Source organism: Accumulibacter sp. (assembly GCF_031732815.1).
Classification (GTDB): Bacteria; Pseudomonadota; Gammaproteobacteria; order Burkholderiales; family Rhodocyclaceae; genus Accumulibacter.
The window spans coordinates 72710-86947 of the sequence record NZ_JAVMKF010000268.1; the positions used below are offsets into that span (position 1 = coordinate 72710).

Annotated in this window: 10 protein-coding genes; 9 read left to right on the forward strand and 1 reads right to left on the reverse strand. The window is 65.3% G+C overall.

The annotated features are described in order from the left end of the window. The 5 genes from RKP46_RS15880 to RKP46_RS15900 all read left to right on the forward strand — a co-directional run. A partial coding sequence (locus RKP46_RS15880) for a glycosyltransferase (RefSeq protein WP_311107518.1) occupies positions 1-1364 on the forward strand: 1364 nt, incomplete at its 5' end. After that, positions 1351-2121: an SDR family NAD(P)-dependent oxidoreductase gene (locus RKP46_RS15885; protein ID WP_311107519.1), complete on the forward strand. Its 771-nt coding sequence runs from the start codon at positions 1351-1353 to the stop codon at positions 2119-2121. The genes RKP46_RS15880 and RKP46_RS15885, both read left to right, overlap by 14 nt. Continuing rightward, entirely contained in the window at positions 2111-3631 is a 1521-nt protein-coding gene (locus tag RKP46_RS15890) for an LTA synthase family protein (protein WP_311107520.1), read from the forward strand. Before RKP46_RS15885 ends, RKP46_RS15890 begins: the two co-directional genes overlap by 11 nt. Before the next feature lie 113 nt (positions 3632-3744). Then, positions 3745-3912, forward strand: coding sequence for a hypothetical protein (locus tag RKP46_RS15895; RefSeq protein ID WP_311107521.1), 168 nt, complete (start codon positions 3745-3747; stop codon positions 3910-3912). Positions 3913-4476: 564 nt separating this feature from the next. Beyond that, positions 4477-5184: a class I SAM-dependent methyltransferase gene (locus RKP46_RS15900; RefSeq protein ID WP_311107522.1), complete on the forward strand. Its 708-nt coding sequence runs from the start codon at positions 4477-4479 to the stop codon at positions 5182-5184. A 429-nt stretch (positions 5185-5613) separates the two neighbouring features. Here RKP46_RS15900 and RKP46_RS15905 read toward each other — a convergent pair whose 3' ends face one another. Then, entirely contained in the window at positions 5614-7503 is a 1890-nt protein-coding gene (locus RKP46_RS15905) for a methyl-accepting chemotaxis protein (RefSeq protein ID WP_311107523.1), read from the reverse strand. Positions 7504-8367: 864 nt separating this feature from the next. Here RKP46_RS15905 and cas7u point away from each other — a divergent pair. The 4 genes from cas7u (at position 8368) to RKP46_RS15925 (ending at position 14099) form a co-directional block, all read left to right on the forward strand. Beyond that, positions 8368-9477 (forward strand): type I-U CRISPR-associated RAMP protein Csb1/Cas7u, encoded by a 1110-nt coding sequence (gene cas7u / locus RKP46_RS15910; protein ID WP_311107524.1) that lies wholly within the window; start codon positions 8368-8370, stop codon positions 9475-9477. Then, positions 9477-10781: a type I-U CRISPR-associated protein Csb2 gene (gene csb2 / locus RKP46_RS15915; protein WP_311107525.1), complete on the forward strand. Its 1305-nt coding sequence runs from the start codon at positions 9477-9479 to the stop codon at positions 10779-10781. Before cas7u ends, csb2 begins: the two co-directional genes overlap by 1 nt. A gap of 73 nt (positions 10782-10854) precedes the next feature. Continuing rightward, positions 10855-13239: a type I-U CRISPR-associated helicase/endonuclease Cas3 gene (gene cas3u / locus RKP46_RS15920; protein WP_311107526.1), complete on the forward strand. Its 2385-nt coding sequence runs from the start codon at positions 10855-10857 to the stop codon at positions 13237-13239. A gap of 182 nt (positions 13240-13421) precedes the next feature. Beyond that, on the forward strand, positions 13422-14099 hold the full coding sequence (locus RKP46_RS15925; RefSeq protein ID WP_311107527.1) for a hypothetical protein: 678 nt from the start codon (positions 13422-13424) through the stop codon (positions 14097-14099). The last annotated feature ends 139 nt before the right edge of the window (positions 14100-14238 follow it).

The window sequence follows — 14238 nt, forward strand, 5'->3', positions numbered from 1 at the left end:
TGAGCGAGCTGTCGCCAGCGCCGGCCGCCGGCGCCGAGAACTTCAGCCCGCCGGTTACCGTTCTCCTGCCGATCTGCAACGAAGCAGCGGTCGTGCAGCGCCTGATCGACGCCGCGTGTCGCTTGCGCTATCCGGCCGGCGCACTGCAGATCCTGGTGCTCGACGATTCGTCGGATGCGACCAGCGAGCTTGCCCAGACCACGGTCGACGCGCATGCCGCACGCGGCATCGATGTCAGGCTGCTCCGTCGGCCGCAGCGCGTGGACTACAAGGCTGGAAATCTGCGGCATGGCATGTGCCAGGCGAGCGGCGAGTTCGTGGCCATTTTCGACGCGGATTTTGTTCCGCCGGAAGACTTCCTGTTGCAGACCATTCCCTGTTTCAGCGACCCCGCTCTGGGTTTCCTGCAGACCGGGATCGCCTACGAGAACCGCGACGTCTCGTTCCTGACGCGCTTTCAGGCGATGGAGATGGGGCACCAGCAATACGTTACCGTCGGCTTGAGCGAGGACGGCGACATGGTTTCGCTCAGCGGCAGTTCATGCGTCTGGCGGCGTGCCTGTGTCGAAGCTTTGGGGGGATGGAACGCGTCCACCGTGACTGAAGACGTGGATCTCGGCTACCGGGCGCAGTTCGGCGACTGGAAGTACGCTTATCTGCCGCAGGTAATCTCGCTGTCGGTGCTGCCCGAGACGATCAGCGCCTTTCGCGTGCAGCGCGAACGCTGGGGGCGCGGCCTGATCCATGGCGCGTGCAAACACGTCGGCCAGATGTTCCGCCAACGCATGCCTCTGATTCGGCGACTGCACGCGATTTCGACGATGTTCTCGTCGCTGCTCCTCGCTGCAATCTATCTGCTCGTCCTCCTCAGCCTGCCGCTCAACTACCTGCTCGACTTCGGGCGTTCGGGCATGCAATGGGTCGCCGTCGGTTTCTTCGTGCTGGTCGCGATCTGGGCGCTGGACAATGCCTTCGGGGCGGACCGGGGTATCCGCCAGGGTGTCCGCCTTGATCAGGCAGCCAGCGTCGTGCGCGCACTCTGGGATATCTATCGCTATGTCGCCATGTTCCTGCCGATGGCGTGGTACTACTTCGCCGGCGGCTTGCGCGCGCTGGGCGGCGTGCACGGCGAGTTCCACCGGACGCCGAAGGGGGCGGACGAGCGCCGCGTGGGCGCCCCGCGGATCAATCGCCTGTTGCTTGCCGGAGAGCTGTTCACCTTTGTCTATTCCCTGCTGGCCATCGTTCTTGCCTGGCGGCAGGGGAACTACTTCCTGCTTCCGCTGAACCTCACCGTCTGCGTCGGTTTCGGCATGGTCCTCCATTGGTCGTGGCGGGAAAGGCGTGCGCATGCCGGCGCCTGACGACGAGGGCCGGCGAATCCTGATCACCGGCGCGACCAGCGCGATCGGTTCCGCCTTGGCCGAGGCTTACGCGTGTCCGGGCGTGACGCTCCACCTGCATGGCCGCGACGCAGGCAAGCTGGGCGCAGTTGCCGAGTGCTGTCGGGCGCTGGGGGCGACGGTATATGCGCGCAATCTCGACGTGCGCGACTTTGCCGCCTTGCACGATTGGCTGACAGGACTGGGGCCGCTCGATCTGGTGATCGTCAATGCCGGCGTCAACAGCCACATCGGCCCGGCTGGTGAGGCCGAAGCATGGGCGGAGGTGGAAGCCGTGCTCGAAGTCAACCTGAAGGCGGCGATGCTCGTCACGCACGCCGTGTTGCCGGCGATGCGCGCGCGCGGCAGCGGGCAGATCGCCCTGGTCAGCTCGCTGGCGGCGTATTTCGGCCTGCCGGTAACACCGTCCTATTGCGCCAGCAAGGCCGGCCTGAAAGCCTACGGCGAAGCGCTGCGCGGCTGGCTGGGGCGCGAGGGGATTCGCGTCAACGTGATCATGCCGGGCTACGTCAAGTCGCCGATGTGCGCTGCGATGCCGGGGCCGAAGCCCTTCCTGTTGTCGCCCGAGCAGGCGGCGCGGGCGATCCGGCACGGCCTCGAGCGCAACCGGGCGCGCATCAGTTTTCCCTTTCCGCTCAATCTCGGCACCTGGTTCCTGGCCGTCCTGCCTGCGCCCGTTGCCCTGCGCATCCTGCGCTGGCTGGGCTATGGCGCCTGACGCGGCGTTTGCCACGGTGCTCGCCGCCACCTCGGGCGCAGTCGGCTGCTCGCTGCTGATCGAGCGCCTGATGACGCCGTGCCCGCGACTGCTTCGGCCGGCTTCGGCGTGGGCGGTGCACATTGGCCTGTGTGCTTTGGCGCATGCCGTGCTGACGCTCCTCCTCGGCCGTCCATGGTTTGCCGGTGCTGCCCTGTCGGCTTTCCTGCTCCTGCTGGTGCTGGTCAACAACGCCAAGATGAAGGCGCTGCGCGAAGCCTTCGTATTCCAGGATTACGAATACTTCACCGACGCGATCCGCCATCCACGGCTCTACATCCCCTTCCTCGGTTGGGGAAAATTCATCGGCGCGGCCGGCGGCTTCGTCCTGGCGGTGCTCGTCGGACTGCTCGGCGAAGCAATCCCGGGTGAGCGCTTCGCCTGGTCGGGACAATTGGGCGCAGCGCTCGTCGTCCTGGTCGGCGGCATGCTGCTCGTCTGGGCCGGTCAGGGCAGACTGCCGGCGGCGAGTTTCGTCCCGGAAGACGACGTCCGCGCGCTTGGCTTGCTCGCCAGTCTGTGGCGCTATCGCGTGGCCGAGCAGCTTCCTCTGCAACTCGCGTTTCCTTTCCAGCGCCTGTTGCCGGGCAAGTCGGCAGCCGAGCTGCCGCATCTGGTCGCCGTGCAGAGCGAATCATTCTTCGACGCGCGTGCGCTCCATCCGGGAATCCGCCGCGAGCTGCTGGCCGAGCTGGATCGCCTGCAGAGCGAAGCACTGGTGCACGGCAAGCTGCAGGTTCCGGCTTGGGGTGCGAACACGGTGCGCACCGAATTTGCTTTTCTTTCCGGAATCGCCGCCGAGCACCTGGGCGTCCACCGCTTCAACCCCTACCGCCGGCTTGCCGCCGGGTGCGCATTGCCGACGCTGGCGTCCCATCTGCAACGCCTGGGTTATCGTACGATCTGCCTTCATCCTTATCCGGCCAGCTTCTATCGGCGCGATCGCGCGTATCCACGCCTGGGCTTTGGCGAGTTCCTCGACCTGCGGACCTTCGCGCAGGCCGAGCGCTGCGGCCCCTACGTCAGCGACGCCGCGCTCGCCGAGCACGTCGCCGCCATCCTGCGTCAGGCCAGCGGCCCGTTGTTCATCTTCGTCATCACGATGGAGAACCACGGACCGCTGCACCTCGAACGTGTCGAGCCAGGCGAGGTCGACGCGCTGTACACTCAGCCGCCGCCCGCCGGTTGCGACGATCTGACCATCTACCTGCGCCACCTGCGCAATGCCAATCGAATGATTGCTGACTTGCGCCGCACGCTCGAACGCGGCACGCGACCGGCCAGCCTCTGCTGGTTCGGCGATCACGTGCCGATCATGCCCGCGGTCTACGCGCGCTGCGGAGTACCAAGCGGCGAGGTCGATTACGTCCTCTGGAGCAGTCAGCCAGATCGGCCGCCGCCGCTCTGCGTCGATCTGCCTGCACACGATCTGGCAACGACCTGGCTGCGTGCACTCGGACTGGCCGGGTAGGCGGCGTACTGCGCGGATCACCTGTCGCATTGCGGCGGCGCAGACCGCGTCAATCCGCTGCAGCGCTGCGCCAGCGATCGGGTGTCCTTCGCATTCTGTACAGCGAGCTCAGCTTGCAACCCATCCCATACCAAGAGGAAGCACGCCCGGACGGACATCTCTTCATTACCGTGCTCACCTGCCAGTGCGTTCAGCGTCTGCGTGTCGACCTCAAGGCCGCAGGAATCATCGATAGCTGGGCGACCCTGCGGAACATCCTCTGCGTTCCCGGCGTCGGGTGAGCGCGACCTGCAAACGGCGCAACGGCTGCTCGCTGCATGTGCGCAAAGCCACTGTCGCCGAACCGGACCGGCGAGGAATCCATCGCGGGCCGGGCATCAGCGCCGCAATCGGCGGAACCAGAAAACGGATCAGCTGAATCGGAAACTGCGCGCATGTAGTGCCACTCGTCCATCTCATGGTACGCAAGCCATCGATTCGGCGATGACTTTTCGATAGCCCGTTGATCCAGGGCGGGCAAATGGGCGAAGACGGCCGGTGCCGGCTTGCTCGCTTGATCACGCCGCGGGCAATGTTCCTCAGGTCGGCAGCGTGGCTTCCTGGCGCGGACAGCGAAGGTCTGGGCCGCGTGCGCTGGCTGCGCGCGAGCAAGCGTGTCCTCCTGCGCGCCGCAAGACGGTGGCGCTGCGTGCGCGAGCGTGCCGGATGTCCAAAGGCCGCGCGCGTCGCCACGTACGCACTGATCCGGGCCTGCTGTGCGATAGTCCATTGACTCGGGTCGCGTACACGTTCGAAAATCCAGTCGTGCGGACCACATCCGGATTCTGATCAAGCTCAAGGACACCATGTCGACATTAGCCGAAAGACTGCTCCAACGATATTACGACGACAGCGAACATCCCTACCGCGTCTTTCAGCGCCGCGTGTCCGGGCACCTGAGCCCGACAGCGACCTTGCTTGATGCCGGCTGCGGACGAACCGCCCCTGTGCTGCGGGCCTATCTGGGCAAAGCGCAGCGACTGATCGGTGTCGAATTGGTCGCGTTTACAGATGTGCCGGCCGGTATTGAGACCTACAACGCGGACCTCGCGCAAATCCCCCTGCCGGACGCCTGCGTCGATGTGATCATGTCGCGTAGCGTGTTCGAACACCTGCAGGATCCGCAATCGGTTTACCGGGAATTCGCGCGCATCCTGCGGCCAAACGGGGTCATTGTCTTTCTCACCGCCAACATGTGGGACTATGGGACCCAGGTCGCACGCCTGATCCCGAATCGCCTGCACGCGCGCGTCGTCCGGATGGTCGAAGGCCGTGCCGAGGAAGACACGTTTCCCACGGCTTACCGCACCAACACGCGCGGTGCCGTCGAGCAACTGGCAAGCGCCGCTGGCTTGCGCGTCGAATCGTTCGAGTATCTGAGCCAGTACCCGAACTACCTGATGTTCAATGGCTTGGCCTTTTTCCTTGGCATGTGTTTCGAGAAACTGATCAGCCGCGTGCATTGCTTGCGCTTCTTGCGCGGATGGATACTGGTGACGCTGCGGAAACCGTGATTTCGCCGGTCGGCGCGCTGTGCTGATCCTTCGCGCAGTTCCCCGCGGCCCGCAGCAGGCTAGTGACGCAACCGACCCCCGCTGACGCCGATCTCGAACCAGACGGTCGGCCGGCTCACCCTCCAGAAGCTAGCGCCAGTGCCACAGTGGCGGGAGTTCGGCGTCCTCGACCAGAGCAGCGCTTCCCGGATGGCTTACGGTTGCGGCCGTCAGCCGCGCCTGGCGCGTGGCGATCAGGTCTTCATCCTGCCGTGATTGGCCAATTCACGACCGCACAGGCTCAATGTCGATCATCTGCTTGCTGCCCGTTCGTTGGCTGGCTCAGCCGCCGTTGACTGGCGCAAGTCCTCCAAGCTGAACCCTTCGCTTGCTTGACCGCGGTGTCCCCAGGCTGAAAGACCGGGGCGATTCCCGACGCGTGGGCTGAGATTACACGTGAAAACCGTCGAGCAGCCGTCGCGTGTTGTGCGCATTGTCGGCCAGGGCCGAGAGCGTGCTGCGCACGTCCTGGATGACGCGATCCTCAGCCTCGACGCGCTGGCTGATCACTTCGCTGGTGTGCACCATTGCCGTCGTCGCATGGCGTTGAGCGAGCGTCGAGCGGGCAATTTCACCCACCTGCGCAATCGCCTCGTCCATTTTTGCGCTGATCTCCTTGATCCGCTGCGCCGCGATGCGCGACCGCTCGACGCCGCGGCTGACCGACTCTACCGTCGACTGGACGGTCAGTCCGGCCTGACTTGTTTCGTCATGCACGGCCGCAATCTTTCCGGCGATTTCCACGGTTGCCTTGGCCGTATTCTCCGCCAGTTTGCGCACTTCGTCGGCAACGACGGCGAATCCGCGTCCCTGTTCGCCGGCGCGCGCCGCCTCGATCGCCGCATTGAGCGCGAGAAGATTCGTCTGATCGGCAATGCCCTTGATGACGTTGATGATGCTGCTGATCTCCTCGGAACGGCGGTCAAGGCTCGCCATGACGCGCGCAAGTTCCTGCACGTGACCGATCGAAAGCTCGGCGTCCGCGGCGACGGCGTCGACTTCGCAGGCGCTTTCCTGCGAAAGCTCGCCGGTCGCGCGGATCAACTGTTCGGTCTCGCCGGCAGTATCGGCAATTTTCGAGGCAGCCTGGGTAATGTCGTCGACCGCGGTCGCGTTCGCTCTTGAACTCTCGGTCAGACTGAGCGATGCGCGCGCCAGGTCGTTGATGTTGCCATCGAGTTGGTCGACATCCTTGTTCAGACGCTGAGCCTCGTCCTTGAGCGATATCACCATGCGCTGCAGTTGATCGAGAAACTGGTTGAAGGAACCCGCCGTTTCGCCGACTTCGTCGTTCGACAGGACATCCAGGCGGACGCGCAGGTCGCCGCCGCCACGCGAGATTTCGACCATCTTGCCGCGCACCTGATGCAGACCGCGCAGCATGCGACCGAGCACGAGGCGTACGAGGAATGCCGCGACGGCGGCCGTCACCAGCAAGGCGAGCATCAGGTTGAGCAGCAGGCGGTCGAGTGGTGCCAGCACCTTTGCCTTGTCGAGCGACACGCAAAGCAGCCAGTCGGTCGCCTTGATCGGGGCCAGGAAGACCAGACGGTCGCCGTCGATAGCGCGCGTTTCAAACATCGTGTTGGCGGCGCCCTTGGCCTGGGCGATGCGCTCCGCCGTCAGTTCCGGAAAGCGCTCGCTGGCCGGCTTCATGACCGCTTCCTTGGTCGGGTGGGCGAGAATCGTCCCGTCCTGATGCAGCAGGAAACCGATGCCTTCGCCGGCCAGCTTGATAGTCAGTGCTTCGCCGACGACACGATCAATGAACAGGTCGGCCGCCACCACGCCAAGCACACGTTCGCCTTCCTTGACCAGGGCGGAAAGCGAAATGACCAGCTTGTTGCTGCCCGCGTCCTCGTAGGGTTTGGTGACGACGATCTGGTCCGCGCCGGCGCGCATTGCGCCCTGGTACCACGGTCTTGTCGTGGGGTCCCAGTCGGCTGGAAGGTCGGGCTGAGCTTCAGAAAATAGTGAACGCTTGTCCGGATACCCCGCATAGACCGAATCGAATCCGCCAACCAGTTTGGCGGTTGCGAACGACTTTTCGGCTTCCGGCTTATCGATCACCGACTTCAGTGCACTGACCATTTGCCCCTTGGACGCTACCCATTCGCCCGTCGCAAGCGCAAAGCCAGTCGCCGTGCCGCGCGTTTCCGATGCCACCGACTCGATCAGTTGGGAGCGCATCTGCAGATAGAAAGCGGCGCCAAAAAGCAGCATCGAAAATGCGATCAGTCCGCCGACCAGGCAGGTCAGCCGGGTGTGCAGTGATTTCATCGAGGATTTTCCGTCAAAAGACATGCAGAGAGAACAGTCTTGCAGGGATCCGAATCTCCGTCAGGGCCCGTGCCCCTGGCCGGCGCCTGGCGGTAAAGGCGCCAGCCCGACCGGCTGCCGCGCGCTTCAACCTCGAGCCAGCAAGGCGACTCATCAGCCTGCTGCGACGAGAGCATGCAAGTCGCCGGCTCATGTCGTCTCGATCAACATTGACAGTCATTCGGTAAGGGGAGGAACGGCAAGCCACCGTCCGGTCGTCCAGGCACAGCTCGGACCCGTACGGAAGCAAATAGTATAACTACAAAATATGACGACAAGACGCAAAAAATCAGGCATCCAGACATACGCAGCGAGGCTGGCCTTGGCCTGGCACGCAGCGCCTGGTGTCAAACGCCCGCCTTTTCCGTTGCAGACCTGCAGACCCTTCCTCCCGCGTGCGGGCACCTCCGCTTCGCTCGCGGCATCGCGCGCTTCAGCGGCAGGCCGATGAGGCCGCGTTGTTCAGCGCGCCATGCCGACCAGCGCGGCGATCGGGGCAAGTCCGTCGCCCGATCCTCAGACGCCAACACCCTTCGGCGGCGCCCGAAGTTCTGCAGATCGGGCTACAAGGGATGCCAGCCGCCGCCGCTCTTCTTGGCCAGTCGATGGTTGTGGGCGCCTGTCGGTCGGCCGACAGGTGACGATGAACGGGGACGCGCACGCTCGGGCTTGCTTTGACAAGCGCGCAGGCAGCGCATCGGACGATCTGCGGGTGGAAGGCCTGATCTGCCGCAGCGGATTCATCGCTTCATTTTTCGACGCAAGTTGGCGATACAATGAAACCTTGCTGACTTGTGGGCAACTACCAACGACCGGGGAACGAGCATGTCTGACCTCTACGCCACCGTCAGGGCTGCTGCGGCAGAAGCCGCTGGCATCAGCGTCAAAGCGAGCCTCTCAACACTTTCTGGAAGCCGTCACCTGCTGCCGCCAACCTACGCGAACGCGCCCCACAAACACAACATGACCGAACCGGACGCGGATGGGGTGGCGACTTGGGTCAGTATCGACAGCGCTGCTTCCTTCGCCAACCGGATAGAGGAGCAGTTGAGGCGCGCGGATTTTGGGCTCGACCCGTTGCGCCTCCAGGTGGCGGGCCAAACGCTGTCGACGCTGCAGATTCCGCACCGTGCGTACGACGCGATCCTGCGCGACTCATTGCTCGACGGCAAGCGCTTCCGCCAGACGGCGATCGGCCGGGAGGTCATCGCGGCCAGTCCGGCTGATGCCTCCGCGTTGCTGCGCTACGATCCCGCCGTGCTGCTGCTCGGCGGGTGGGACTCGACTCAAACAGGGCGTCGGACAGGCAGCGGCAGCAAGTGGCCGGCGTGCGTCAGCGTGGAAATCTTCGGGCGAAATGCGCTTCTGGTTCAGCGCGCAGGCAACAGGATGGATCCGCTGGACATCGAAGGCAGCACCCAGGGCATTGTCGAGGAGGCTGACGGTACATGGCGGCTGGCCCTTGAGCATGACGCAAAGATACCCGCGAAAGACAACAAAACCAAAGACACGTTTCCCCGCCGGGTCAAACCTTCCGAAATCAATCACGGAAACGCGCTAAGCCTGGATCCCAAAGGTGTCCTGGTTGAAGACATCACGCTGTGTGGGGCCTTGAGCCTCTCGCGCCTGCGTCGCTACCACTTCGGCGGCAACGGAGAGAAAGATCTCGCGGCGCGAACCGCGCTTGCGTTGATGGGCATTTACGGCATCGCCGCGGTCATCGAGGACGGTCTTGATCTGCGCCGAGACTGCGAACTGGTCGCCGACAGCGTCGTCTGGGCCATCCGTCGAACGGGGAGCAGCGAACCTCTCGCGCTTACCGTAGCAGATTCGCGGCAGGCCTTGCAGCGCGCGCTCGCGGACATCGACATCGCCAGCCCGGTGCTGTTCACCGCTGACAACAACCTGGAGCAACTGGTCGCGCGGAGCCGCTGATGCTGGCTCTTCGCATCGATTTCCTGAACGGCGTCTATCACGCGGCGAACCCGGCGGCGCATGCGACTTCGGAGTGGCCGCCGCACCCCGATCGGGTTTTCCAGGCGCTGGTCGCCACTGCCTACGGTACGGGCATCGACCCGCAGCCCTTACGCAAGCTGGAGGGGCTGGCGCCGGAAGTGGCTTTCGCCGATGCCAGCGCTGCCCGTACAGGCTCGATCTACACGGACGCGGCTTCGTTGGGAAAACCAAAGAGGCGGCCTTGGGGTCGCACCAAGGTCGTCAAATACGACCCTGTCCGCGTCGGCATTGGCGGCCCCGTCTACCTGATCTGGCCTGATGCGCCGAGCGACCTGCAGGAGCCGCTGGCGGCAATCGCCACTGGCGTCACCTACCTGGGACGCGCCAAGACGCCGGTGGCCTTCTCGCTGGTAGACGAGGTGCCGGAAATGCCGCATCGCCTGGCGCCCTCGTCGACCGGCGATCAACTTTTGCGCGTGCCGCACGCTGGTCGCCTCGACGAACTCGATGCCGCTTTCGATGCTGGGCAGCGGGCCAGCGTCGCGGGCATGGTGCGCTATACGGACGTCGCAGAACGCGTCGCGCCATCGCCCTGGGGCGAACTGTTGGTGCTGCGCCCCGCTGGCGTGGTAGATATGCGTCGGGCGGTGCAACTGGCCAGCGGCCTGCGCGCCGCCGTCCTCAGCCGAGCAGGTGACGGCGCCTCGCCGCTCCTGCACGGCCACGCTGGCGACCACGCCGCGTGGGCGGTCATCCCTGACGTGGGCCACACGCATGCGCGCGGTCACGTGCTTGGGCTCGGATTGTGGCTCCCGCACGGCATCGACGATAGTGCGCGGGCGGACTGCGTGCTACCGCTGATGCAGGTCAAGCACGTGAACTTCGGCGACCGACAAGTGAGTGTCGGTCTGCCGCCGGCACACCAGCAGACTCCACACGGTCTATGGCGGCGAACATGGTGTGCTCCATCCAGAACATGGGCGTCGGTCACCCCGGTGGTGCTCGACCGCCACCCCAAGCGCGGCCAGCGCGTCGAGGAGGTGCTGGCCGATTCGGTCGAGATGGCGGGCTATCCGCGCCCGGTCGACGTGCAAGTGAGCCAATGGTCCGCGGTCAGGGCTGCGCCCTTGGCCCGCGCGTTCAGCCCTCGCGGCCGTGGATGCTGGACTCACGTAGTCCTGGCTTTCGACCGGCGGGTCGGCGGACCGCTGCTTGTCGGCAAGGACCGCCATTTCGGTTTGGGCCTGCTGCGTCCGGTTGATGATTCGCGAGTCGTCAGGTGATAGCACGCGGCCAACATTCGCCCGTCGGATTCGTTCAGCCTCCGTCCACCAACAATCCCCGGTGACCGACACCATGGCCCAAGACTCACCAAGCTTTGCATCCTGGTATGCCGCACGCCATGGCTACCCGCCGTTCCCCTGGCAGGCGGCATTGGCCATGCGAATGGCAGCCGACGACTGGCCGGACGCTCTGACGCCGCCGACCGGCAGTGGCAAGACGGCCGTGATCGATGCATGGTTGTGGGCGCGGCTGCACGGGCGCCCGGTTCCGCGGCGGCTGGTCTATGTGATCGACCGGCGGCTGGTCGTGGACGGGGTCACCGAGTACGCTCTTGCCCTCGCCGCCAGCCTCGACCCGCAGCAGCAACCCGCTGTCGTTACCCTGCGCGGCGGCCTGACCGTCGAGGAGGATTGGCTGGCCGATCCCTTGCGCCCGACGGTGATCCTCTCGACGGTCGACCAGGTCGGCTCCCGACTGCTGTTCAGCGGCTACGGCATCAGTCCGCGCGCGGCATCGATCCACGCCGGGCTGCTCGGCAACGACGCGCTCTTCGTGGTCGACGAGGTTCATCTGGTACGGCCGCTGCTGCAGACGCTGACCAGCGTTGCCGCGCTACGGGGGAATGCTCTGCCGCTACCTTGGCGCTTCCTGCCCATGTCCGCCACCTGGGACGGCGGCAAAGCCCATGGTCTGAGCGCCGCCGACTGGGCGCATCCCGTATTGTCACGCCGGCTCAAGGCCAGCAAGCCGGCCGCGCTCGTCAAGCTTGCCGCAAACGAAGACCTCGCACGGGCCCTGATCGGTGCCGCACTGAGCTTGCGCCGGCAAGGTGCCGATGTCATAGCCGTGGTGTGCAACCGGGTCGACCGCGCGCGCGCCGTGTTCGAGCACCTGCAAGGTCAGGCCGAAGCAGTACTCCTGATCGGACGCATCCGCCCCTGCGACAAGACAGCGCTGACCCGAGAGTACCTCCCGCGGATGGCCGTCGGAAGCAGAGGGCAGCGCGCCCCGCTCTTCGTCGTGGCGACACAGACCATCGAGGTCGGCGCCGACCTCGACATGGACGGCCTGGTCACCGAATGCGCGCCGCTTTCCGCCCTTCGCCAGCGTTTTGGCCGTCTCAACCGCCTGGGCGAACTGGCTGAGACGCCGGGGGTGATCGTCTACCAGCGGCCGAAGACGAAATCCGATCCCATCTACGGCCAGGACATCGAGCGCGCCTGGAATTGGCTGAGTGCGGTCGCCAGTGGCAAGCCGAAAACCGTCGACTTCGGGGTCAGCGCGATGAACCGGCTGCTGGTCGAGAATCCCCCTCCGCAAGAAGAGGAGCAAGACGCGCCTCTCCTGCTTGCCGCTCACGTCGACATGCTGTCCCGCACATCGGTCAAGCACGGCATCAACGTTGCCCCCTGGTTGCACGGCTGGAAATCGGGCTCGGCGGACGTCTACCTGTGCTGGCGTGCGGACTGGGACAGTACGTCGATCGAGGCCGCACCGCCTGTCCAGGACGAACTGCTGGCGGTGCCGCTGCATGCACTGCGCTGCTGGAGCGAAGACATCGCCGACCTTGACGGTGGAGAGTTGGTGCGGGGCGACAAAGGCGGCAAGCGCAAATACCTGCGCTGGGACGGGGAACAGGCGCTGGAAGTTGATAGCGGTGATGCACGCGCCGGCGATACCCTGGTTCTACCGGCCGAAGCGGGAGGCTGCGACCGCTATGGCTGGGCGCCGCGGAGCACGAGTTCGGTCACCGATGTCGGCGACACCAGGCGGCGGGTGCGCCTGCATCCATCCGTTCATCCGGAGTTGGCCAGCGAGATTCGCGCGCTGCTCGCCGACGACCACGCCGGCGCTGTCGCGTGGCAGGACCTGGCCCGCCAGACCGTGCAACTCGACGGCGAACCGGGGCGCGTGCTGGCCTATCCCGGTGGCTGTGTAGTACTGGCAGCGTCGGAGTGGACGAGTCAGAGTGCATTGCGCAAGGTGGCCCTCAGGGAGCATCTGCAGGCGGTCGGCGTGCGTGCCGCCGCCCTGGCGCAGGCCAGCGGTCTCGGCGATGATCTGGTCGACGCGATGCGGCGAGCTGGTGCCGGACACGACGCCGGCAAGGAGGATCGCCGCTGGCAGGCCATGGTCGGTGGCGACGGCTCGCTCCTGCTCGCAAAAGGTCCGGGCGGCGACAGTCGCTGGCTCAGTTTGCCGCGCGGCTGGCGACACGAGATGGCTTCGGCCGTCCTGCAGAAAGGTGCTCTGGTGCGCTACTTGGTCGGCAGCCACCATGGTCATGGCAGACCCCTCCTGCCCGCCGCTCCCGACCTTGGCCTGTGGCAAAAGCTGGCTGGCTGGGCCGAGTGCTGGGCCTGTCTGCAGCGGACCTACGGCCCCTGGGGACTGGCCTACCTGGAGGCATTGCTACGGCTCGCCGACTGGACGGTGAGCGTCGAGGAACAGGCGTGAAGCTCAGCGCATTGCGAGCGAACAATCCGGTCGCGGTGATGGCCGCCTACGGGGCTTTGCGCTTGCTGCCGGGTGCAAGGCTGCGCTGGCAAGAGCTCTGTCCGGAATTGGCCTGGGAGGGAGACGCAATCGACTTTCTGGCCAGACTTCTGCCGGGCCGCCTGAAGGCACCCGAAATAAGCTTGATCGATGATCCGCGCCAGATCGATGGCGCGCAAGGCTACCGCCGACTGGCCAGCCAGATGCCCGGCGAGTGGCTGGTAGCATACGCCGCGGAAACCGCCGAGAAGGTTCGCGCGAGCAACCTGCGGCTCTTCGGCGGGCGGCATCAGTTCATCGCCAATGCTCGCGAGATCATGCGATCTCTGTGCGCGCAGGATGTCAGCTTGAAGCTGCAGGAGGCACTGATCGGCCCATGGCGCTACGAAGACAAGGACCTGCAGGGCTGGGGCTGGGATGCCGCCGCTCGGATTGACGCTGCTTCGACCGCCACCGACGTCAGTTCGGCCCCAAAATTCGGCGTGCTCGGCGCCTACTGGCTTGCCTGGGAGTCGCTTCCGCTGTGGCCTATGGTCAACGGCTACACGGTTGGCATGGAACCGCACCATTGGACCTACCCGACGTGCGCGGAATGGCTGGGAGCGGACGGCCTGGCTGCGTTGATCCTGGGCGCCGCCAGGCTGGACGAGCGCGAAGCAAAGGCTCTGGGGGTGATCCGCTGGCGGTCGGAGCTGATCGCGAGCAACGCCTACGGAGGCGTCTTCGGCTGGGCAATGCCGCTTGCCGCGCGAACCCCCAGCACGCGCGGCAATACCGGGGGGTTCGCGCGGGGGAAAACGTCTAAAATATCCGGCGCTTGAGACCGCCGAGAGGATTTGCACGGCGGGTCTCGGCAGGCAGCCGCACAGGTCCGCGCGCAACTGCGGATTTTCCTTGCAAAATTCGATGGGTGTAAGCGACGGGTCTCATCCCGCTCTTCGGAGCGGGCTTCGTTGAAGG

Bases quoted from the DNA above. Each gene is read 5' to 3' on its own strand.
- cas3u (WP_311107526.1), top strand. From the start codon at position 10,855: ATGGCCCAAGACTCACCAAGCTTTGCATCCTGGTATGCCGCACGCCAT.
- RKP46_RS15900 (WP_311107522.1), top strand. From the start codon at position 4,477: ATGTCGACATTAGCCGAAAGACTGCTCCAACGATATTACGACGACAGC.
- RKP46_RS15890 (WP_311107520.1), top strand. From the start codon at position 2,111: ATGGCGCCTGACGCGGCGTTTGCCACGGTGCTCGCCGCCACCTCGGGC.
- csb2 (WP_311107525.1), top strand. From the start codon at position 9,477: ATGCTGGCTCTTCGCATCGATTTCCTGAACGGCGTCTATCACGCGGCG.
- cas7u (WP_311107524.1), top strand. From the start codon at position 8,368: ATGTCTGACCTCTACGCCACCGTCAGGGCTGCTGCGGCAGAAGCCGCT.
- RKP46_RS15885 (WP_311107519.1), top strand. From the start codon at position 1,351: ATGCCGGCGCCTGACGACGAGGGCCGGCGAATCCTGATCACCGGCGCG.
- RKP46_RS15905 (WP_311107523.1), bottom strand. From the start codon at position 7,503: ATGAAATCACTGCACACCCGGCTGACCTGCCTGGTCGGCGGACTGATC.